The sequence below is a fragment of the Flavihumibacter stibioxidans genome, from assembly GCF_014332695.1.
In the GTDB taxonomy this organism is placed as follows: domain Bacteria; phylum Bacteroidota; class Bacteroidia; order Chitinophagales; family Chitinophagaceae; genus Flavihumibacter; species Flavihumibacter stibioxidans.
Genome location: NZ_MBUA01000023.1, coordinates 46,801 through 68,468, shown reverse-complemented (window position 1 = coordinate 68,468; position 21,668 = coordinate 46,801). Strand labels below are relative to the sequence as shown.

General features: G+C 48.8%; 17 protein-coding genes. 7 read left to right on the top strand and 10 right to left on the bottom strand.

Annotated features, from left to right (window positions below):
• Window positions 1-10 precede the first annotated feature (10 nt).
• Both BC349_RS11635 and BC349_RS11630 read right to left on the bottom strand, forming a co-directional pair.
• The gene (locus BC349_RS11635; RefSeq protein ID WP_187256943.1) at window positions 11-3,142 is read right to left on the bottom strand and encodes a SusC/RagA family TonB-linked outer membrane protein; all 3,132 of its coding nucleotides are present in this window, start codon (window positions 3,140-3,142) and stop codon (window positions 11-13) included.
• Window positions 3,143-3,392: 250 nt separating this feature from the next.
• Window positions 3,393-5,720 carry an efflux RND transporter permease subunit gene (locus tag BC349_RS11630; RefSeq protein ID WP_187256942.1) on the bottom strand — a complete coding sequence of 776 codons (2,328 nt, stop codon included), beginning with the start codon at window positions 5,718-5,720 and terminating at the stop codon, window positions 3,393-3,395.
• Between the two features lie 98 nt (window positions 5,721-5,818).
• On the opposite strand from BC349_RS11630, the gene porZ reads away from it, so the two are divergent.
• From porZ to BC349_RS11615, 3 genes are read left to right on the top strand one after another with little or no spacing between them, the layout of a single operon-like run.
• Window positions 5,819-8,065, top strand: a complete 2,247-nt coding sequence (gene porZ, locus BC349_RS11625; protein ID WP_187256941.1) for a type IX secretion system anionic LPS delivery protein PorZ — start codon at window positions 5,819-5,821, stop codon at window positions 8,063-8,065.
• Window positions 8,062-8,799 carry a DNA repair protein RecO gene (gene recO, locus BC349_RS11620; protein ID WP_187256940.1) on the top strand — a complete coding sequence of 246 codons (738 nt, stop codon included), beginning with the start codon at window positions 8,062-8,064 and terminating at the stop codon, window positions 8,797-8,799. The genes porZ and recO overlap by 4 nt, the downstream gene beginning before the upstream one ends.
• A 35-nt stretch (window positions 8,800-8,834) precedes the next feature.
• Entirely contained in the window at window positions 8,835-9,914 is a 1,080-nt protein-coding gene (locus tag BC349_RS11615; protein ID WP_187256939.1) for a porin, read from the top strand.
• A 9-nt stretch (window positions 9,915-9,923) separates the two neighbouring features.
• On the opposite strand, the gene BC349_RS11610 is transcribed toward BC349_RS11615, so the two are convergent.
• A complete protein-coding gene (locus tag BC349_RS11610) occupies window positions 9,924-11,123 on the bottom strand; it encodes an amidohydrolase family protein (protein ID WP_187256938.1) in 1,200 nt (399 codons plus the stop codon).
• Window positions 11,124-11,218: 95 nt separating this feature from the next.
• Between BC349_RS11610 and prfA the strand changes: the two genes are divergently transcribed.
• A complete protein-coding gene (gene prfA, locus BC349_RS11605; protein WP_187256937.1) occupies window positions 11,219-12,283 on the top strand; it encodes a peptide chain release factor 1 in 1,065 nt (354 codons plus the stop codon).
• A gap of 445 nt (window positions 12,284-12,728) precedes the next feature.
• Here prfA and BC349_RS11600 read toward each other — a convergent pair whose 3' ends face one another.
• The 5 genes from BC349_RS11600 to BC349_RS11580 all read right to left on the bottom strand — a co-directional run bounded on the left by BC349_RS11600 (window position 12,729) and on the right by BC349_RS11580 (window position 15,162).
• Window positions 12,729-13,151 carry a VanZ family protein gene (locus BC349_RS11600; protein WP_187256936.1) on the bottom strand — a complete coding sequence of 141 codons (423 nt, stop codon included), beginning with the start codon at window positions 13,149-13,151 and terminating at the stop codon, window positions 12,729-12,731.
• 221 nt (window positions 13,152-13,372) lie between these two features.
• Entirely contained in the window at window positions 13,373-13,636 is a 264-nt protein-coding gene (locus BC349_RS11595) for a hypothetical protein (protein ID WP_187256935.1), read from the bottom strand.
• A 9-nt stretch (window positions 13,637-13,645) separates the two neighbouring features.
• Window positions 13,646-14,023 (bottom strand): glycine cleavage system protein GcvH, encoded by a 378-nt coding sequence (gene gcvH / locus BC349_RS11590; RefSeq protein ID WP_187256934.1) that lies wholly within the window; start codon window positions 14,021-14,023, stop codon window positions 13,646-13,648.
• Window positions 14,024-14,106: 83 nt separating this feature from the next.
• Complete coding sequence (locus BC349_RS11585; protein ID WP_187256933.1) at window positions 14,107-14,799, bottom strand: peptidylprolyl isomerase; 693 nt, start codon at window positions 14,797-14,799, stop codon at window positions 14,107-14,109.
• A gap of 18 nt (window positions 14,800-14,817) precedes the next feature.
• The gene (locus BC349_RS11580) at window positions 14,818-15,162 is read right to left on the bottom strand and encodes a hypothetical protein (protein WP_187256932.1); all 345 of its coding nucleotides are present in this window, start codon (window positions 15,160-15,162) and stop codon (window positions 14,818-14,820) included.
• 53 nt (window positions 15,163-15,215) lie between these two features.
• Between BC349_RS11580 and serS the strand changes: the two genes are divergently transcribed.
• Window positions 15,216-16,487, top strand: coding sequence for a serine--tRNA ligase (gene serS / locus BC349_RS11575; protein WP_187256931.1), 1,272 nt, complete (start codon window positions 15,216-15,218; stop codon window positions 16,485-16,487).
• 164 nt (window positions 16,488-16,651) lie between these two features.
• Here serS and BC349_RS11570 read toward each other — a convergent pair whose 3' ends face one another.
• Window positions 16,652-17,629, bottom strand: a complete 978-nt coding sequence (locus BC349_RS11570) for a zinc metalloprotease (protein WP_187256930.1) — start codon at window positions 17,627-17,629, stop codon at window positions 16,652-16,654.
• 175 nt (window positions 17,630-17,804) lie between these two features.
• Window positions 17,805-18,860 carry an alkane 1-monooxygenase gene (locus BC349_RS11565; protein ID WP_187256929.1) on the bottom strand — a complete coding sequence of 352 codons (1,056 nt, stop codon included), beginning with the start codon at window positions 18,858-18,860 and terminating at the stop codon, window positions 17,805-17,807.
• 82 nt (window positions 18,861-18,942) lie between these two features.
• Here BC349_RS11565 and BC349_RS11560 point away from each other — a divergent pair, with 82 nt between their 5' ends.
• Both BC349_RS11560 and BC349_RS11555 read left to right on the top strand, forming a co-directional pair.
• Window positions 18,943-20,355 carry a DUF1800 family protein gene (locus BC349_RS11560; RefSeq protein ID WP_187256928.1) on the top strand — a complete coding sequence of 471 codons (1,413 nt, stop codon included), beginning with the start codon at window positions 18,943-18,945 and terminating at the stop codon, window positions 20,353-20,355.
• A gap of 54 nt (window positions 20,356-20,409) precedes the next feature.
• Window positions 20,410-21,606: a DUF1501 domain-containing protein gene (locus BC349_RS11555; RefSeq protein ID WP_187256927.1), complete on the top strand. Its 1,197-nt coding sequence runs from the start codon at window positions 20,410-20,412 to the stop codon at window positions 21,604-21,606.
• Window positions 21,607-21,668 lie beyond the last annotated feature (62 nt).

Genomic DNA, 21,668 nt, shown 5'->3' with positions numbered 1-21,668 from the left:
TCGTTTTGAGTTAGAAACCTACATTGATACCAACAGTGATGCCACGGGCATTACCAACGGTATTCCGGTCGATGCCCTGGTTCAGGTTACCGGTAAGGTTGGAGGAAACTTCAGGATCGGGACCCGGATAGTCGGTGATGATCCAGAGGTTATTACCTGCAACATAAAACCGCATACTGTTGATTTTCGCCCTTTCTGTCAGGGAGGTTGGCAGATTATATGCCAATGTCATGGTGCGAAGTTTGATGAAATCGCCTTTGAAAACGTTGATGTCCAGGGGGAAGGAAGATCCGTTTGAAACGTTGTCCCCAAAGTATGACTTAGGCATATCCGTTACATCACCGGCTTTTGTCCAGGCACGCAGTACATCGGTAGAGTTGTTCCAGAAACGCTGGTCTCTCAGGCCTGCATATGTACCCCAATATAAATAGTTGCCACCCTGGAAGGTAAAGAGCGTATTCAGTTCGAAGTTCTTGTACCGGAAGGTATTATCGAAACCGCCATAATATTTGGGGTTGGTGTTCTTATACACAATGGCGTCAGCAGAGCTTACGGTTGGAGCAACTGTTCCGTCGGCATAAGAGAAGCGGAAACCGCCTGAGCCTGCGGGAACCACATGCTGGAAGAATACCTGCTGGCCATTCTTGTTGATGAAAATGCGGCGGCCGGTTGCGGGGTCAACACCTGCAGTTTGGGTCACAAACAGCATACCCACCGGTTGTCCGGGTACGGTAATGCTCGGAGATTCCAATCCACCGGTAGCAGCAAGGATGCTGTTAACACCGGGAGCCAGGGAAGTCACCTCGTTCTTGTTGAATGCAATATTGAAATTGGCATTCCAGGTGAAGTCTTTCTTCTGTATAGGTGTGGTGTTCAGTGAAAATTCAACACCCTTATTGTACATGCTGCCAATGTTGGTGGGAATATTGGAGGGAATACCTGCAGAAGGCGGGGTAGGTACACCCAGTATCAGGTCGTCCACATCGTTCTTGTAAAAAGCCACCTCACCATTGATGCGGTCGTTCAGGATGCCAAAATTGAAACCAAGGTCCAGTTTGGTACTGGATTCCCAGCCAAGGTTCGGGTTACCTGCCTGGTTGAAAACCAGGGTTCCGGCACCACCGTAAAGACCTGAACCAAAAGTTGACAGGGAAGCATATTGACCCAGTCCGTCGATATTACCTACACGGCCATAGCTACCGCGAATCTTGAAGCTGCTGAACACGTTATCCAGTCCGGCCTTTTCCCAGAAATTTTCCCGGGTGATTTCCCAGCCGGCAGATACACCCCAGAAAGTACCCCACTTGTTGTTTATTCCAAGCTGTGAAGCTCCGTCGCGGCGAACATTGGCAGTCAGGTAGTATTTGCTGTCAAAGTTGTAGGTGAAACGACCGAAATAGGAAAGGAGGTAGTTTTCGCCGATACCAAGTCCGGAAGCATTGGGATTGGCCCAGCCACCCTGGATATTGATGAAGTCGGGGTCAGAGGCATTGATACGGTTCAGGCCATAACTTTTGTTGTTTGATTTTTGCTGTTCCGTACCTGCCAGCAAACCGAATGTGTGACTGCCGAATGTTTCATCATACTGCAGGGTATTGGTCCAAGTCCATCTCTTGTTCTGGTTGTAGATGGAAGTGGCAGAGCCTCCGGGGAAACCTTCACCTGAAATAGGGCTATAGTAAATCTCATTGTCGACAAACAGGTAGTCAATTGAATATTGTGAACGGAAAGTAACCTGCCGGATGGGCTTGATCTGGATATAGGCATTGGCCAGGATCCGGTTATTTTCAGCGTTGGTTCTGTTTTTATCGAGCTGGATAACCGGGTTGTTAAAACCAGCCTGGCCAACCTTATTATTCATCACTCCAATCAGGGCGCCTGAATAGTTATAGGTTCCGTCGTTATTGTAAGGAGCGATATTGGGAGCAGTGATCATGGGCACACGACCCAGGCCTGCTGTTGCAAATGCATCACCCAGTGAACCGGAACTTACGGCTGCCAGGTTTTTCTCATTTGAATACTGCATTTTGGCACCAAGAGAAATCGCCTTGTTTACCTTGTGATCCAGGTTGGCAAGGGCAGAGATCCTTTTGAAATCGTTTCTTTTGATGATACCTTCCTGCTCGGAATATCCCATAGATACATAATATTTCGTCGACTCATTTCCGCCTGAAACATTCAGTGAATTGTTGTGGGAAAAACCGGTGCGGTACACATAATCATACCAGTTTGTATTGATGGGTTTGCCATCGGGACCATCGGTTAAATAGAACTGATTGGTAACTGGGTTAAGTGTACCGGCATTTGCCAATGATTGGTTCTTGTATTCTGTATACTGGAAAGCATCCAGCAGTTCCGGCAAGCGCTGTACTTTGTTCCAGCCTGCCCAACTGTCAAGGGATACGCGGGCTTTACCGGATTTGCCCTTTTTAGTAGTGATGAATACCACACCATTCGCAGCACGTGATCCATAAATGGCGGTTGCAGCCGCATCCTTTGCAATATCGATTGTTTCGATATCGTTCGGGTTGATGGATGCAAGGGCGTTACCGGCTGCAGCAGTTGAACTTGTTTCTCCGCTGTAAACAGCAATCCCATCAATAACGATTAATGGCTGGGATGACAGTGACAGGGAGTTGGTTCCGCGAACCCTGAATACGGGAGGTGAGTTCAATACACCACTTGGAATCGTGATTTGTACACCCGGAGCACGTCCACCCAGGGCCTGTTCAAAACTCTGAACCGGGCGGTTGGCGATTTCTGCACCTTTTACGGTGGATACATTACCGGTCAGTTCCCTTTTGCGCTGGGTACCATAACCAACTACCACCACTTCCTGGAGGTCTTTGTCGTCCTTGGTCATGCTGATGTTGAATAAACCCCTGTTGCCAATGGAAATTTCCTGGGTAGCCATTCCAACAGATGAAATCACAAGGGTTTTTGCGGAGGCCGGAATGACCAGGGAGAAAGTTCCGTCTTCCAGGGTGGAGGTTCCGGCGGTAGTACCTTTCACCAGAACCGTTGCATTTGGAATGGGATTGCCATTCTCATCTGTTATCTTACCCGTAACAGTGCGGGTTTGGGCCAATAACTGCCCGCCGAGCATAAGTATGCCCAGTAGTAGCATGACTAGTTTTCTCATGTGCATTTAGTTTTAACTAGTGGTAAATTTAATGAAATCTTAATCTGGAAAGACAGCGCGAAAAATATTAATGCTGCACCATTAATATCGAAATCCCTGATGTAGGGTCTGAAGAGGTTAGTTATTTATATTGTAAAATAATATAATAGGTAGAAATATGAATTCTAATGGTAATTAAATAAGTATTACCACTAATAAAAGCGATAGCTGAAATCACCCCTTTTAAATATTTATTTATCGCATGTGTTGCTCAGGATGATTTACTGGGCCGGGTCAGGTCAATCAACAGGGCCGGTAATAATACCAGGTTGGTAACAGTGGCCACCACCAGGGTGAGTGAGGTGAGCCAGCCCAGGGATTGCGTACCGCCAAAACCGCTGAAAACAAAAATTACGAAACCGGCTATCAGCACAAGGGATGTGTAAATGATGCTGATACCGGTGGAATGAATGGTTTCAATGACAACTTTTTTGGAATCCCGGCTGTCCGATGTCTGTTCCTGCTTGAAGTTCACCAGGAACCGGATGGTAATATCAATGGCAATACCCAGGGCAACACTGAAAATAAGAACAGTGGAAGGCTTTAAGGATACACCGACCCAGCCCATTACCCCGGCTGTGATCACCAGGGGGATCAGATTGGGGATCAGCGAGCAAATCAGTATGCGCCAGGATTTGAACAGGTACAACATACAAAGTGCAATCAGCAGGAAGGCCCAGAAAACACTTTCCTTCAGTCCGTTGATGATGAATGTACTTCCTTCCAGGAAAGTAATGCTACTACCGGTGAGGGTTACCTGATATTTGCTGCTGTCAAAATACTGCCTGCTTTTCGCTTCAATCTCCTGCAGGATCTCCGGCAGCCTCTTGCTGCCTACATCTTTCATGTTCACGCTGATGCGCGTTTGCTGCTTGTTGTCGTCCATAAAGGAACTCACCAGTTTCCCCATCTGGTTGTTTTCATTGTCGGTCCCTTTCATGTTCAGGTACCCCGCAAGGAAACTGATATCGAAACTGTTCGGCATGCCATAGCTGCTGCTGTCACCGTCATAATAGGCCTGGCGCGCAAACTTGATTCCCTCCACCACTGATAAAGGCCTCGCCATTTCAGGGTTTGAGCGGATGAACTGTGACAAAGAATCGATCCTTTCAAATAACTGGAGCGGATTTTTCCGCAGGCCGTTCTTTTGTTTGGTATCCACCACAATCTCAAGCGGCATCACTCCCTTAAAATGTTCTTCAAAGAATTTCAGGTCTGTGTAGATGCGGTCTGTTTTGGGAAGGTCATCCACAATAAATCCTTCGGACTTCAACCGGAACATTCCCATGATGGCGGCAATGGTGAGGATGGCGGTAAGGCCATAAATTAATCTGCGGTGGTTCAAAGACCATATTTCCAGTTTGTCGAGTACCGCCAGCAGCCATTTATTATCGAGATAGCGGGTATGCCGTGATTTGGGTACACGCAGGAAACTCAATACAACCGGTATGAAGATGAAGGAGATCAGGAAAATGACCATGATATTTATGCCTGCCACCACACCAAATTCCTTGAGGATGGCGCTCTTGGTAAGGGCAAATACCGCGAACCCGATTGCGGCGGCAATATTGCAGAACAGGGTTATGACTCCCATTTTGGAAACCATGGTTCGGATTGCTTCATTTTTATCCCCCGTTTCATTCCAGCTTACATGGTATTTATTCAGGAAATAAATGCAGTTGGGAATTCCGATCACTACGATAAGCGGCGGAATCAATGCCGTGAGCAGGGTGATTTTATAACCCAGTAATTCGATGGTGCCCACACTCCATACCACGCCCATGATCACCACAGCCAGGGAAATTAAAGTGGCGCTGATGCTCCTGAAAAACAGGAGTAAAATAACAGCCGACAACACAAGTGAACCAATCAGCAGCCAGCGCATTTCTTTTGCGATTCTGTCGGCCATCTGGGTACGGATCAGCGGCAGGCCGCTGTAGTGCAGGGTGATATTATGTTTCTGGCTGAATGCTTCCGCAAGGGCCAGCACTTCAGCAACCACCTTTGTTCTTTTAGGCGATGCCAGGATATTCTTGTTGATGGTCAGGGCCATCAGGTAGGCATTGGTCTCAGGATTGTAAAGCAGTCCCCTGTAAAATGGCAGGTTCCTGAACTCCGCTACTGCGGTGTCAATGGCTGCCTGTGGGAGGTCGCCTTCCGGAAAAATCAGGTGGGATTGCAGTTTCTCTGTACTGTCATTTTTTTTGAGGTTCACCGCACCCGGGATGGCAAGGATATTTTCAACACCTGTCAGTTTTTTCAAATCTTTCTGGAGTTTCCGGTAGTCGTTGAACACTTTTTCATTGAACAGGCTGTCGGTTTTTGCACCAATTACCAGCATATTGCCATCTTCCCCGAATTGTTCCTTAAAGGCCAGGTAGGCTTTGAGCTTGGGGTTATTTGTCGGGATGGCCTTTGCGAACTCGTAACTCATCTGCACTTTGCTGGCGTGATAGCCCATGAAGGCGGTAGCTGCCAGTAGTATTGTCAACAGGAGAATACGGTATTTCAGAACAATGGATCCCAGTTGATGCCACATAGTGATGCTGGTTTTACTGATAATTGCCCGCAAAGAAAACCATTTTACCGCTATTAGCCCGACAAAACCAGACCCGAAGCGGTTAACTTTGGGTTTCTATGCGTTACCTGCTCCTTTTTCTTATCGGATGCTTGTCCGTTTACCAGCCATTGCGGGCACAACCCATTGGCAGCTGGCAGGAACATCTTCCCTATAACCAGGCCATCTCGCTGGCGGCGACAGAAAACCACCTATTCACCGCTACTCCTTATTCTGTTTTCAGTATTTCATCAGGTGATCAATCCATCATACGGTATAACCGGATCACCGGGCTGGCAGAAACCGGGGTGCAAACTGTTTTCCATCATGCCTCCAATCAACTGGTCATCGCCTACCGGAACAGCAATATTGACATCCTGAATGATGGGGTAGTCAGGAATGTCAACGCCCTCCGCCTGAAACCCATCAATGGCGACAAAACCATCTACCACATATACGGTGAAAACGACCGCTGCCTGTTGTCAACCGGCTTTGCCATCGTGGTACTCAATATGGTCAAACCGGAAATCGGTGACAGCTGGGTGGTTGGTAACGGAGGTGCCTATACGAAAGTGAATGCAGTGAGTTCAGACGGGCAGTATTATTATGCTGCTACTGCGCAGGGATTAAAGCGTGCACCCCGGTCGGGTCTGAACCTGGCTGATTACCGGAACTGGGAGATTTTATCCGGGACAGCAGGTTTGCCTGCGGGTGAGGTTCATAAAGTTTTGTATGCAGGCGGCCGCTTGATGGTACAACAGGGGCCGGCACTCTACCACCTCGGTTCCGGTGTGTTTGAAAAAATCTATGAGGATGACCGTAACTGGAATAGCCTTGACTATTCCGGCGGTAAAATATATATCGGCCAGCAGTCCGGCCAGGAAGCAAGGCTTATTGAGTTGAATACAGATGGAGTGGGTCTGCAAACAATTACCGGTGGAGGGCTGTCTGATCCCAGGCAGGCGCTGGAATTTGATGGCTCCCTCTGGGTGGCAGATGCCCGCAACGGATTGCTGGAATTAAATGGCCGGGAAATTGTGCCGGTCATCCCAAATTCGCCCGCCGCAACCGGCAGTGGTGATATTGTTGCCGGGAACGGGGAATGGTGGGTCGCAACCGGAAATGCCCTCAGCAGGTTTGTTTCGGGAACCTGGACCATATATAACAGTAATGATCAAACGCTTCCCGCCGGATTCGGGAATATTGGTCCCCTGCTGGCAGACAGGTCCGGCATTTTTTGGGCCGGGTCTTCGGGCAGCGGCCTGTTAAAAAAGGAACAGGAAAATTTTGAACTGCTGAAAGCCCCGTTATTGTCGCCGGCATTAAATGATCCGAACTCCTTCCGGGTTGGGGGGATGGCAGCAGACGGTGAAAACAGGCTGTGGATCAGTAACGATGGCGCAGAAAATGGCCTGGTGGTACGTTTGGAAGGAGGGGATTTCCGCCGCTTCCGGGTACCATTTTTTTACCCTGAACTGTCTCTTTCCCAGGTACTGGTGGATGATGCCAACCAGAAATGGATTATCTCCCCCGGAGGGAATGGCCTCTTTTGTTTCAATCATGGTGCAGGAATAGAGAATACCGGTGATGACCAATGGAAATATTACCGCGCCGGACAAGGCAATGGCAACCTTCCGTCCAATCATGTGCTGAGCATTATGCAGGATGCATTCGGATTTATCTGGGTGGGAACCAATAACGGAATTGGTATTGTACAATGCCCCTCGAAAGTATTCAGTTCCCGGGGCTGTGAAGCCATTTTACCTGTGGTGCAAACCGATAATTTTGCCGGCTACCTTTTCAGCGGCGAATCCGTTCAGGCCATGGCCCTGGATGGTGCCAACAGGAAATGGATCGGTACCAGAAACGGGGCCTGGCTGATCAGCGCGGGAGGAGAGAAAACCCTGCAGCGCTTCACTACAGCCAACAGTCCGCTCCCGGACAATGATATCAGGAAAATCGCCATTGATCCGGTTACGGGAACGGTGATTTTTTCAACAGCCAAAGGAATCTGTTCCTATAAATCGGATGCTACGGAAGGCAGCGCGACGAATACTAACGTAATAGTATATCCGAATCCGGTACCTCCTTCCTATACGGGGCAGATTGCCATCAGGGGGCTTGTCAATAATGCAATGGTGAAGATCACCGAAATGAATGGCAGGCTGGTTTACCAGGGTAGGGCGTTGGGCGGACAGGCAACCTGGAACGGGCTTGATATAAATGGAAGAAAGATTTCAACCGGTGTTTATCTTGTGTTTGTAACCGATGATACCAGGAAAGAACAGGCAGTAACAAAAATTGTTTTCATTCAACGCGAGCCATGAATTTTAACACCCGGGGGATTGTGCTTAGAACCGTGAAGTACGGAGAAACAAGTATTATTGTTTCAGTGTTTACCGAGTTGTTCGGGCAGCAGAGTTATATCGTAAATGGTGTGCGGTCGGCTTCCAAAAAAACCGGGACCAGGGCAAATCTTTTTCAGCCTGGTGCACTGCTTGACCTGGTGGTGTATCACCAGGAACAGAAAAACCTGCAAAGGATCAGGGAATACCGCTGGTCTGTATTGTACCAGCATATCTTCTTTGATGTTTTCAAGGGATCGGTGGCCACCTTTATGGTGGAACTATTGCAGAAATGCCTGAAAGAACCGGAGGCCAATCCGGAGCTATTTTATTTTGTGGAAGATGTGATGCTGCACCTCGATAAGGCTTCACCGGCGGTGGTGGCGAATTTCCCCATATTCTTTTCATTGCACCTGGCGAATTTTTTTGGTTTTCGAATACCTGATGAATACAGCGCCGGGAACAGTTGTCTCGATTTGCAGGAAGGGTTGTTTGTGCCCCAGGCGCCTGCCCATCAGTTTTACCTGGACGGATACAACAGCGAAGTGATTGCGCAGTTTCTGCGGGTGATGCAGCCTGCCGAAATGGAAGAAATCAGGCTGCCGGTTACTGCGCGGCGTTATTTACTGCAGATGCTGGAAGCTTATTATGTACTGCACGTGGCAGAATTCGGGCACCTGCGGTCACTGCCTGTTTTACAGGAGGTACTCGGCTAGCGTAAAGAGTGATAATAATCAAATAGTTTTGTGGTATGAAACGATGGCTGATATTGGTCATGATGATCTTATCTTATCCCTTCTCCATTATAGCACAGGAGGAAAAGAATGCTGTCGTCAGTTTCAGCGCTTACCTGGAAGCCTATTATGGGTATGATTTCAATCGGCCGGAAGGTGACGAAAGACCTGGATTTATTTACAGCCACAACCGGCACAATGAAGTCAATCTTAATATCGGCTATGTAAAAGCCGGATTGATTGCGCCTGGGGCAAGGGCCAATCTTGCACTGGCTGCCGGCACATACATGAATGCCAATTATGCTGCCGAACCCGGGGTGCTGAAGAATATCTTTGAGGCAAATGTGGGCATAAAGCTGGCGAAATCTGCAAACCTCTGGCTGGATGCCGGCATCATGCCTTCGCACATCGGGTTTGAATCTGCCATCGGCAAGGATTGCCGGACAGTTACCCGCAGCATGATGGCAGATAATTCACCCTATTATGAAGCGGGAATAAAGCTCAGCTATACCAGTGCAAACGAAAAGATGCAGGCTGCTTTTTTATGGCTGAATGGCTGGCAGCGCATCAGGCGGGTTTCCGGAAACTCAACTCCGTCCTTTGGAACCCAGCTTCAATATAAACCTAGCGGTAATGTTACCCTAAACTGGAGCAGTTTCCTTGGAACGGATTATCCGGACAGCCTTCGGAAAATGCGTTACTTCAATAATTTTTACGGCATATTTCAGCTGGAAAAACGTGTTGAGTTAACGGCCGGATTTGACCTGGGCCTGGAGCAACGGTATAAAGGGATGGCTGAAATGAATCATTGGCTGACGCCCGTAATTATTGCGAGGTACAGTCACTCGGATAAATGGGCCATGGCAGCCAGGGCGGAATACTACCACGATCCTGAAGAAGTGATCATCAGGACGGCTAAAGGAGAAGGGTTCAGTGTCTTTGGCGCATCCTTCAATATGGATTTCTTTCCTGCGAAACAGGTTGCTGTAAGGCTGGAGGGCAAATGGCTGCGGGGGCGAGAACCGGTGTTTGTTCGTTCAGGCATCCCCGTTAGTAGTTCACCATTGGTGACTGTTTCGTTTGCGGCAGCATTTTAAGTAACCTGGCTATATTATCCGCGTACTATTCCTGAATATGGTGCGGCCTTTGTTCTCAGTTGTTTCAATATGTACGATGCCGGGTGTTTTTCCCTTTTCAATTGTGCCGAACCGGTCGCTGATTCCCAGCGCCTCCGCGCCATTTGCAGTAGCCCATTGCAGGATCTGCCCGGGATCAATTGCCGGCATTGACTCCTGCAGTGTTTTCATTTCTTCGGTTATATTTAACTGGTAGTTCGATGCCAGGCTGTCGGTGCCCAGCACAATGCGGCAGTTATTTTTCATGAATAATTCCACCGGTGGCAGCGAATTGCTGATGTATTGGTTGGCATTGGGGCAAAGGCAGAAGCAGATTTGTGATGCAGGTCCGGGGCTTAGTTGCAGAAGGTTTGTCTGTTGCTGGTGAAGCCAGTCAAGATCCTGCTGGGAGGTAACTACGTTGTGAACAAGGATAAGGTGTTTCGGATGGTGGAGAGACGGCAGCACTGACTGCAGGCTGGTTTTGCCGGGGGCGGTGAAAAAATCCAGGTTCACGCCAATGGCTTCAAACAGTTTCCTGAAAGGCGACTGACCGGTAAGGAAAAAATCGTTTTCTTCCGGGCTTTCCTGGTTGTGCATGGTGAGGATCTTTCCGGCTGCCTGCGCATTGATCAACCGGAACAATTCAGCAGAAACGGAGTAGGGGGCATGGGGCACAATGCTGGACGGGCCTGTGACAGCCATCTGTTCATAAAGCTGCCGGGCAGCCTGGAACCGGGATGTTGCGGTGGCGCCTACAAATCCGCTTACTTCAATGAAATTGTGATAGGCCATCCCTCCCAGTGTTTTTTGGTAAAGGCTGTCGGCAGTATTGCAGATATCGCCCACTGCAACGATACCGGACAGGTGCATCTGTGTTGCAGCGGCTGCAATGGCTTCCAGGATATTTTCGGTGGGGGATGATCTTTGTGCCAATACTGCCAGCAGGAAGGGGACCATACCTGTACCCGGGGGAATTGATCCCTTCATATGGCTGAGTTCGAGATGGCAATGGCAGTTGATGAAACCCGGGCCCAGTATGCCCCGGAAGGTTTCAATATCTTCTCCGGCCTCTGATTCGGGCAGGATGGTTTCAATGCGGCCATGGCTATCTGAGATGAGTACGGACCCGGCAGGAGCGAAGGCGGTTCCGGTGAAAAGGTGGTCGGCTTTGAATTTTCGGTAGCGCATGCGTTTAATTGAGTTAATTTTGCAGGCCTTTTGAGGGTGGGAGATTTCACGCAAAGATGCGGGGAATGTTTAGAAAGCAATAAAAAATAGGTACTATGTTAGACAAACTGGAGGCGATCAAGGCCAGATTTATTGACCTGGGGGTAGCGCTCACCAACCCGGCCATTGTGAGTGATAACAGACAATTCAGCGCACTCAGCAAGGAGTACCGGAGCCTGGAAAAAATTGTACAGCAGTACGAGGCCTATAAAACAGTATTGTCTGACCTGGATACTTACCGCGAGGCCCTGAATGGTGATGATGCCGAATTGCGTGAACTGGCAAAGGAAGAGTTGCCTGTCCTTGAGGAGAAGGAAACCGAACTGGCGGCTGCCATCAGGCAAATGCTGATACCTAAGGATCCCCAGGACGAAAAGAATGCGATCCTGGAAATCAGGGCGGGAACCGGTGGGGATGAAGCTTCGCTTTTTGCCGGCAACCTGCTGAATATGTACCTGCGTTATTGCAATAGCAAGGGTTGGAAAACCGCCATTCTGAGTGAAAGTGAGGGTACTGTTGGTGGTTATAAGGAAGTAAACGTGGAAGTGCTTGGCGATGATGTGTACGGGACCCTCAAATTTGAAAGCGGTGTACACCGGGTTCAACGGGTACCAGCAACCGAAGCCAGCGGCCGGGTGCATACCAGTGCTGCTACGGTGGCTGTAATGCCGGAGGCAGAAGAAGTGGATGTTGAGATCAGGGATGCCGATGTAAAGATGGAAACATCCCGGAGTGGAGGTGCAGGTGGACAGAACGTTAACAAGGTGGAGACCAAGGTAATGCTGACCCATATTCCAACAGGAACTGTTGTCATCTGCCAGACCGAGAGGACGCAGCTGGCCAACCGGGAAAAAGCCATGCAGATGCTGCGTACCAAGCTCTATGAAGAGCAGGTCCGCAAGCAGGAAGAAGAAATTTCAAGACATAGAAAGAGCCTGGTAAGCAGTGGGGACCGCAGTGCCAAGATCCGGACCTATAATTTTCCACAGGGAAGGGTGACCGACCACCGGATCAATTACACCTCTTATAACCTGGACGCAGTGCTGAATGGCGAGATCCAGGATTTTATCGACCAGCTCCAGTTCGCAGAAAATGCCGAAAAAATGACCAGCCAGCAATAATTTTTGCGGTAAATTTTACAGAATCCGGAGGCAGGAAATGGCCCGGACGCTGAATTATGTGAAAAAAACGCAAAGGGTAGCCTCTGGCGGCCAATCCGGAACCCCGGAACCTGGTGCCCGGTTTGAAACGAATTCAGTCGTGGTGCGGGCTGCCATGTTAATTATTTTAAAAATCAGGTCCGGATTCTTGTGTAGCCACAAATAGTATCGTTACTTTGTATGGTAATTAGTGAGGATAGGAATAAAAGAGGCGATGGGTAGATTTTAAAGTTCTTTAACGTTTAGCTGCACACCATTTTAAGCAATTAAGCGTTATATATAAAACACGATCCAAATTTTTTGACTCTCACATAAGCAGTCAATTTTCTCATAAGCAGTTAGTTTTGGTTACGGCCCCTGTTTCCACAGGGGCTTTTCTTATGGTGAAGGGTGAAGGGTGAATGGTTTATCGGGGGGAGATTTGTCTGGAGCTTTGGCGGAGGATTTTTTTGGTGAAAATCTGTCCGGCCATCATTCCTGCAATGGCGCCGAAACCGTCTGCCAGCGCATCATACCAGTCGAAGTCGCGACTGATGAATTCACTTCCCTGCAAAAATTCGATAATAATTCCGTGGGCAATTGCCGCCAGTATTAGTATGTAATTCCAGTTCCTTTTCTGGTGAGTAGTAAGGTCTGTTTTGAGGTTGAAGAAAACAACCCAGCCGGCAACCAGGATAAAGTACAAACCGAAATGCACCAGTTTGTCAAAATGCGGAATCAGGATCAGTTTCCTTTCATTTAGGTTTCTGTCGGGAAACAACAGCGCAAGATGTAAAAAGAATGTCCAGATGAGTGGAAAAATTCTTCGCTCAAAAAATGAGTGCAACATTTCAGGTAATTAAACTTTTCCCATAATATACATAGCGGTAAGGGTAGGGCATAGGCTTCCGCCGGTTTTTTCCAGGGTAATGGCAAAGGCATCTGCTAGCCAGGTCTGCAATTACCCATAGCTGGTATTGCTGTCCGGCGCCTGGTTGCGAAAGCAGGTTGACCATCAGGTACACATCCCTGGATATAACATCCCGGTAAACGGTGGTTTGGCTGTTTGTATTATTGACAGCCGACATTTTTATCTGCTGCATACCAGGGTGCCTGGTCTTTTGCCGGTCCTGCATAACTGTCCATCCCGCGCCAGATATTGACAAATACCTCCTGCCACTCTTCATCCGGCAAAGCCTGGTCGGGAATGATCTGCAGAATGTTACCGTTCAGGGCACCGGCATGGTGATCGTACAGGTAACAAAAAGCAGCCTCGTCCTTTTGCTGCGGGAGAGCAAACAGTTCCGGTTCCGGGTATGTTTGAGTTGTGGTCAATCAGGAAGATTATCCGACAATTGACCTGTATCCGGCAGCATCCAACAGTCCTTCAAAATCGGCGGGATTATCCACGGTCATTTTGATCATCCATCCTGCGCCATAGGGATCGCTGTTTACCAGTTCGGGGTTGGCAGCCAGGGCAGGATTAACCTCGTTGATCGTTCCTGATAAGGGCAGGAAAAGGTCAGATACGGTTTTTACAGCCTCAACAGTTCCGAAAACAGCTTCGGCAGCCAGTGCTTTTCCGGCAGTTTCGATTTCAACGTAAACAATATCTCCCAATTCACCCTGGGCGAAATCGGTAATTCCAACAGTAGCGATATTTCCTTCCAGGCTGATCCACTCGTGATCTTTGGTGTAACGTAAATTTTCAGGAATATTCATGAGGTGAAATTTTGTCCTGCAAATAACGTTGGAATTTTTGGAATTTCCCCGTGCGGCTACCGGATTATTAGGTTATAGTTCTGTTAGCGGTTCACCAGCTTTGCTTTTTTAATGCGAACAGGTTCCAGCGGGCGGTCTCCACCTGTTCTTCCGCTTGTTTTCACCGCCGCGATGGAATCCACCACCGGGAGACCACTGATCACTTCCCCAAAAATGGTGTAGGCCTGGTCGAGGTGCGGTGCACCTCCGATGGTTTTATACACTTCGCGGTGGGCAGGGGGGATTTTCCGGCCTTTCAGCCGGTGGATTTCCACTGAGTCAAGCTCGGTGTCATTGAATATTCTGCCTTGAACTATATAGAACTGACTGCCGCTGCTGGCTCTGGCCGGATTCACATCGTCGCCCATTCTGGCTGCTGCCAGTACCCCTTTGCGATGAAAAAGTTCGGGGCGGATCTCTGCAGGAACGGTATAGGAAGGTCCCCCGCTGCCCAGCCTGGCGGTATCTGCAGCTGTTTTGCTTTTGGGGTCACCGGCCTGGATCATGAACCGGCTGATTACCCGGTGGAATAGTATCCTGTCGTAATAACCCCGCTTCACCAGTTTTAGGAAATTATTCCGGTGGAGGGGTGTTTCTTCGTAAAGCCTGAGCCGGATATCACCCCTGGTAGTTTGCAGCAGTACGTCCTTTTGCAGGTCGTTTTCACGCAGCCCTTCTGCTACCCTGGGATTACATCCCGCCAGAAATATCAACGCAAATGCATATACGATTTTCATACTCAGGGATTAAACCATTCAGAACCCGGTTTTTTCGAAATACAATAATACATGGTCTTTCAGGAAGTTTTCCTGTTCAGCCGGATTCAGTTCCGGCAGGGCTTTTAGTTGCCTGAAATGAGGCCAGCCGTCTTTGTCCTTCCCCTCCAGTTCATAATACCCGCTTTGCGCCAGCAGAGAGCAAACTGCGATATGCATCAGGTCCTGTTTCTGTTCTTTGGTAAATTTTTCTCGGATATCACCGAATTCCTGGATACCTACCAGGAAGAGTATGGTTTCCATATCGGGTTTTTTCCCGAAACGCTCTACCAGTTTCGATTCCAGGTTCCACCAGCGGACCTGCAGGTCGTCATGTACATTCATAAGCGCAAAGATAACCGCGCAAGCCGCTTATATTTGCGACAAATTGTGAAAAGATGTTACAGGTGAACTTTATCCGGCAAAACGCTGAGCTGGTGAAAGAAAGACTGGCGGTGAAGCATTTTGCCCAGACAGGACTGGTAGATGAACTGATTGCGCTGGATGAAAAAAGGCGCAGGCTGCAGTTCGACCGGGATGAGTTACAAAGTAAGGTAAACGCGGCTTCCAAAGAGATCGGCCAGATGATGCGTGAGGGGAAAAAGGAAGCGGCCGAACTGTTGAAACAGGAAGTGTCGGCACTGAAATCCAGGATGGAGGATGTGTCTGAACTCGATCAGATAGAATCAGCCATTCATGGAATACTGGTGCAGATCCCGAACCTGCCATCCAGCCAGGTACCGGTTGGTCGTACGCCGGAGGATAATATTGTGGTGCGTTCAGGAGGTGAAAAGCCTCTACTGCATGCAGGTGCCAGACCACACTGGGATCTTGTGCAGCAGTATAACCTGATCGATTTTGAACTGGGCAATAAAATCACCGGCAGCGGTTTCCCGGTATATAAAAACAAGGGTGCCAAACTACAGCGCGCGCTGATCCAGTATTTCCTGGATTACAATACCGCTGCGGGTTATACGGAGTTCATCCCGCCGTATATGGTGAATGAAGCATCGGCTTACGGTACCGGTCAGCTGCCGGATAAGGAAGGGCAGATGTACCATGCTACTGCGGATAATTTTTTCCTGATCCCGACGGCCGAGGTTCCGGTAACAAATATTTATCGGGATGAGATCGTGAAGGAGTCAGAACTGCCGATCATGATGACCGCCTATACGCCCTGTTTCCGTCGCGAGGCAGGCAGTTATGGCAAGGACGTAAGGGGGCTGAACCGGCTTCACCAGTTTGATAAGGTGGAGGTCGTTCAACTCGTGCATCCTGACATTAGTTATGAAGTGCTCGACCAGATGGTGCTGCACGTGGAAAAACTGATCCAGAGCCTGGAGCTGCCTTACCGCATTCTTCGGTTATGCGGCGGCGATATGGGCTTTACTTCTGCACTGACTTATGATTTTGAAGTGTACAGCGCGGCGCAGGAAAAGTGGCTGGAGGTAAGTTCCGTATCTAATTTTGAATCTTACCAGACCAACCGCATGAAGATCCGGTTCAAGGATGGTAACGGTAAGCCACAGTTGCTCCATTCGCTGAACGGCAGCTCCATGGCGCTTCCGCGCATAGTGGCAGCTTTGCTGGAAAATAAACAAACGGAAGAAGGCATTCTGTTGCCGAAAGCGGTGCAGCCTTATTTCGGGGCGGACAGGATTACTTTGTAATCAATTCCTGGATGTTCCAGAGTTTCCAGTTTGGAGTTGATTACATCATTGGTAAAAGAAAGCAGCTGATCTGAACAAATAGGTTCAGGCACAATAAACAAGGGTATCCTTTTTACGGGATACCCTCTTTTTTTACAGGTAAGGTTTTCTGACCGGTATTTTTATTAATTGGCAAACGAAGCCCTTGGGCCACCTGTTGCAAACACTGCCAGCATACGGTCTTTCTGACCATTGGAGAACATGTACATGCAGGCATCATAAGTGTAGTCCATGTAGTTCATAGTCATTTCAACCGGAGTGCCGGTGCAGGTGCTGTAATGCGGGTAAGCCGGGCATCCGCCGTTGGATGTGTTGTGCTGGGGCGTATCTGCAACCTGGTCGTTGCCGCAGGTGGCATCACCCCAGATATGACGGAGGTTCATCCAGTGGCCCACTTCATGGGTCGCAGTGCGTCCGAGATTATAGGGAGATGTGGCTGTGCCGATACGTCCCATATATTTATGTGCAATGACCACACCGTCTGTGGAAGCATTTCCACCCGGAAACTGGGCATATCCGAGTATGCCGCCCATATCGTTTACTACCCAGATGTTGAGGTTGTTCGCCGGATCGGTAGCGGCAATACCACCTTTTGCCGCACTCTTCATATCGTTATTCGTGCGCCAGCTTCTTTTGCTTGAATATTTACGAACCACTCCTGCAAGTGTAAACTGCACGCCAACATTGGCAGCGACCCCGCTGAAGATGGCCGGGGTTTTGGTGAAATCGCTGTTGGTGCCATTGAAGTCCTCATTCAGCACATCTATCTGTGACTGGATCTGCGCGTCTGAAATGTTTTCTGAAGCCGTGCGGTATAAGACATTCACAACAACCGGAATGGTAATGATTCCGGTACCTGCCAGCTGCATGCTCCTGCTTCGGATAGCCTTTGCCGTGAATTCTTCAATTTCCTGCATGCGTTGCGCAAGGGTCGGATCATTTTGCATATCAGCAGCCAGTACTTCCATCGCACCGCAATTACGCTGGTCCGACATGGACAGTGATTCGGGTGTGGTCAGCTCATCCTTCTGGCTGGAATCGGACTTCGAACAGCTTGCCAGCAGCAATGTGGCCGCGGCAAAGCTTAAGAGCAATTTTCTCATTAATGGTGTGTTTTTGGTTAAAAATCTGGCAGGAAATTATCGGAAAACTAGATAAGTTGAAAGGGGAAATATTTACACAAAGTTGCATTCCGGGGTTAGTGGGTAAATTGGTGAATCGGCTACCGGCGGAACTTTGGGAGGGAGACCTGGATTTCGGAATTTTCCTATAGAAAGCTTACGCCGAAGTTTTCAGTTTTGTGAACCGGTTGATCTGGCGGTGCATAACAAAAAACCAGAGTGGGGGAACCAGTGCAAGCAGAATCATGCCCGGGTATCCGGTAGGCATTTGTGGTGCATCATCGTGGTGGTTAAGTACCTGGTATTTTTTACTCGCGAGATAATGGTGGTCACTATGGCGGCTCAATTCAAACAGCAGTAGCCTTCCGATGAGGTGGTCGCTGTTCCAGCTGTGTTCCGGCATTGCTCTTTCAAATTTGCCATCAGCAATCTGTTTTCTCTGAAGGCCGTAATGTTCAATATAATTTACCGATTCCAGTAACAGGATCCCGATCAGTGCGGCGAGGAAAAAATACAGAATTGTGGGCCATCCAAACAGCATCCACAACAAGGCAATAAATGCCAGCTGGAAAAGCTGGACCTGAAGCATTTCATTGTGTAAACTAAAAACGGGTTTTCCTTTTTTGCGGGTTTCTTTATTGGCAATCTGCCAGGCGCCCAGGTAACAGTTTGAGATACTCCTGATCCAGAAACTGTAAACCGGTTCACCATAACGTGCAGTGGAGGGATCATCATGGGTGGCTACCCTTTTATGATGGCCCTTGTTATGTTCTATATAAAAGTGAATATAGAGGGATGACATCAGTGAGATTCTGGCCAGCCATTTTTCGTGGGGCTTCACACGATGGCCGAGTTCATGGCCGACATTTATTCCGAATGTACCGCATAACAATCCCATCGTAAGCACCCTGCCGATGATGTCGGACAGGGAAAGGCTATCAGTTTTCATTTGCTGCAGGAAATAAAACAAAGTAAGTATCTGCAGTATTACGATGGTGTACAGAATCCAGTCGTAGACCGGGTTTTTGCGCGCCATCTCTTCTTCGGCTGCGCTGAGATTTGCAGGGTCGGGTTGCAGCAATAACTCGAAGGCCGGGATCATGATCCATGCAAAGATGACCGTGCCATAACAGGCAATCCCCCTGCTGTTGAATGCAAGAAGAGCCAGCAGGAAAACCACCAGCGGGGTCAGGTATTTGGCAGCACGAATCATATGAGGTCGGGTGTTTTAAATATATCACCACCTGTATTAAACTTACTCCTTTTTTTGCGGTCAAAACTGCTAAATTATCCAGGTGAAAATTAACCAGAACCAAAACCAGCATCTGGCCTGGCGGGCCAGCTTCGGTCCGGCATTACAGGAAACCCTCCGGATCCGGCAACTAAAGCCGCGGCAATTATTTGACGAATTGAAAAAGGCCTCGGCCAACCCACCTGCAGATATTGAAGTGGTTGTTAATCCGCCGGACTCACAAACTATGGGAACAATTTCCCGCGACATCCCGGAAGAAGAAAAACGAAAGTTGCGGCAGCAAAGCCGGGAGGATATTAAAAACCTGAACCTGCGGTGGCTGGATGAGATGGTCAGCAGCCCGGCGCAGCTTCGCGAAAAGATGGCCTTCTTCTGGCATGGGCATTTTGCCTGCAGGAGCCAGAACGGATATTTTCAGCAATTGCTGTTGAATGATATCAGGAAAAACGCACTCGGAAATTTTGGTGACCTGCTGCGGGCTGTCAGTAAGAGTCCGGCCATGATCAATTTCCTGAACAATAACCAGAACAGGAAAGGACATCCCAACGAAAACTTTGCAAGGGAAGTGATGGAACTGTTTACGATCGGTAAAGGAAATTATTCGGAAGAGGATGTGAAAGAAGCTGCGAGATCCTTCACAGGCTGGGGTGCCAACCCGCAGGGCGAATTTGTATTCAGGAAATTTCAACATGATGCGGGTGAGAAAAACTTCCTGGGAAGGAAGGGGGATTTTACCGGCGATGATATACTGGATATCCTGCTGGAACAGCGTGCCACAGCGCGTTTCATTACTGCAAAGATGTACAGGTTTTTTGTGAATGATGAAATCGATCCGCAAAGGATTGAGCAACTCTCTGCAAGGTTTTACCAGTCGGGTTACAATATCCTTTCATTGCTGACAGAAATATACACCAGTGAATGGTTTTATGATCCATCCAATATAGGCAACCGGATCAAATCGCCGGTTGAGTTATGGGTGGGCATGAAAAGACAATTGCCGATGACACTGGAAAATGAGTCGATGCAACTGGTATTGCAACGGTTACTGGGGCAAATATTACTGTACCCGCCAAATGTGGCGGGCTGGCCCGGCGGTCGTAACTGGATCGATGGAAGTTCGCTTTTATTAAGGCTTCGGCTTCCCCAGGTTTTGCAGGCAAACACGGGTTTTAATATCAGGCCTAAATCAGATGATGACCAACAGATGGGCAGGGCTGCTGCCCCTGCAGGTGCCCGGGGCTTCGGCGCTAAGATTGACTGGGGTAAGTTTGCCGCGGCATTTCAGCAGGTAAAGAGGGAGGACCTTTTGTCCACGCTGAGAGGGTTTGTATTGCAATCCGGCACTGTTCCCGACGAGGCATTACTGCATCGATATACGGACCAATCGGGCAGGGAGGCTTATATCAGCACACTTACCATCAGCATGATGAGTTGTCCTGAATACCAGTTATGCTGATTGACGTTTAGTTGTTGGATGTTTTTTCAATAACCATCTTTTAAAAAAAATGATATGCTGATACAAAGGAGGACATTTCTTCAAACCGGTACACTGGCTGCTGCATCACTGATGGTGCCGCGCTTTCTGCAGGCGATGGAAGGCAGTACCCGGGTTCCCCCGGGAAATAAAGTAATGGTGGTGTTGCAATTGACCGGCGGAAACGATGGCCTGAATACTGTCATCCCATACAGGAATGATATTTATTACAGATCGAGGCCCGGGATTGGTATCAGGAAAGAAAACAGTTTACGGCTGACAGATGAAGCTGGCCTGCATGCCTCACTTCCTGCATTCAAATCGCTCTACGATGAGGGCAGCCTGGGAATACTGAACAGTGTGGGCTACCCGGAGCCGGACCGTTCCCATTTCAGGAGCATGGACATCTGGCAAACTGCCAGCAGGAGCGATGAATATTTGCAGACCGGGTGGCTGGGACGTTATCTGGATCTGCAGTGTAAGGATTGTGCGCACCCTACACAGGCACTTGAAATGGATGATGTGCTGAGCCTGGCTTTAAAAGGTTCCGACTGGAACGGAATAGCGGTGAAGGATCCGGGAAGGTTGTACCAGACCAGCCGAAGTCCTTTACTGGATGACCTGCTGAAGCATCACGAACAGGAACATGCGGAGCATACCGCGGCATACCTCTATAAAACACTTGCTGATACCAAGAACAGTGCGGAATACATCTTCCGGCACAGCCGCCAATTTGCAAGCGGATCTTATCCGGCAACGGAACTTGGGAAAAGCCTGAAGACAATTGCCTCGCTTATTTTCTCTGATATCAATACCAAAGTGTATTATGTGTCATTGGGAAGTTTTGATACCCATATTGCGCAGGATGCACAGCAGCGGCGACTCTTCACCGAAATGAATGATGCGGTACATGCATTTGTGAATGATCTGAAAAAGAATAACCGCTTCGATGATGTGATGCTGGTGAGCTTCTCTGAGTTTGGCCGGCGCGTGGCGCAGAATGCCAGCGGAGGAACGGATCATGGCACTGCGAATAACATGTTTTTTATTGGCGGCGCCTTAAAGGAAAAGGGGATTCTCAATGTTATGCCCGATCTGTCAAAACTGGATGACGGCGATCTGCGATACCAGGTAGACTTCAGGCAGGTGTACGCCACTCTGCTGGATAAATGGCTGGGAGTGGCACATTCGGCTATTCTTGGGGAAAGTTTTACGCCATTATCATTCCTGTAAATAACGATGCCTTTACTGGTTGAACAGTGTTCACCCGTCGGGTGCCACCCGACGGGTGAACA

What these genes read in the sequence shown, in the direction of transcription:
- BC349_RS11600 (WP_187256936.1), bottom strand. Translation starts at nt 13,151, where the DNA reads ATGTTGCACTCATTTTTTGAGCGAAGAATTTTTCCACTCATCTGGACA.
- BC349_RS11630 (WP_187256942.1), bottom strand. Translation starts at nt 5,720, where the DNA reads ATGTGGCATCAACTGGGATCCATTGTTCTGAAATACCGTATTCTCCTG.
- recO (WP_187256940.1), top strand. Translation starts at nt 8,062, where the DNA reads ATGAATTTTAACACCCGGGGGATTGTGCTTAGAACCGTGAAGTACGGA.
- prfA (WP_187256937.1), top strand. Translation starts at nt 11,219, where the DNA reads ATGTTAGACAAACTGGAGGCGATCAAGGCCAGATTTATTGACCTGGGG.
- BC349_RS11585 (WP_187256933.1), bottom strand. Translation starts at nt 14,799, where the DNA reads ATGAAAATCGTATATGCATTTGCGTTGATATTTCTGGCGGGATGTAAT.
- BC349_RS11580 (WP_187256932.1), bottom strand. Translation starts at nt 15,162, where the DNA reads ATGAATGTACATGACGACCTGCAGGTCCGCTGGTGGAACCTGGAATCG.
- BC349_RS11635 (WP_187256943.1), bottom strand. Translation starts at nt 3,142, where the DNA reads ATGAGAAAACTAGTCATGCTACTACTGGGCATACTTATGCTCGGCGGG.
- serS (WP_187256931.1), top strand. Translation starts at nt 15,216, where the DNA reads ATGTTACAGGTGAACTTTATCCGGCAAAACGCTGAGCTGGTGAAAGAA.
- BC349_RS11570 (WP_187256930.1), bottom strand. Translation starts at nt 17,629, where the DNA reads ATGAGAAAATTGCTCTTAAGCTTTGCCGCGGCCACATTGCTGCTGGCA.
- gcvH (WP_187256934.1), bottom strand. Translation starts at nt 14,023, where the DNA reads ATGAATATTCCTGAAAATTTACGTTACACCAAAGATCACGAGTGGATC.
- BC349_RS11555 (WP_187256927.1), top strand. Translation starts at nt 20,410, where the DNA reads ATGCTGATACAAAGGAGGACATTTCTTCAAACCGGTACACTGGCTGCT.
- porZ (WP_187256941.1), top strand. Translation starts at nt 5,819, where the DNA reads ATGCGTTACCTGCTCCTTTTTCTTATCGGATGCTTGTCCGTTTACCAG.
- BC349_RS11615 (WP_187256939.1), top strand. Translation starts at nt 8,835, where the DNA reads ATGAAACGATGGCTGATATTGGTCATGATGATCTTATCTTATCCCTTC.
- BC349_RS11565 (WP_187256929.1), bottom strand. Translation starts at nt 18,860, where the DNA reads ATGATTCGTGCTGCCAAATACCTGACCCCGCTGGTGGTTTTCCTGCTG.
- BC349_RS11610 (WP_187256938.1), bottom strand. Translation starts at nt 11,123, where the DNA reads ATGCGCTACCGAAAATTCAAAGCCGACCACCTTTTCACCGGAACCGCC.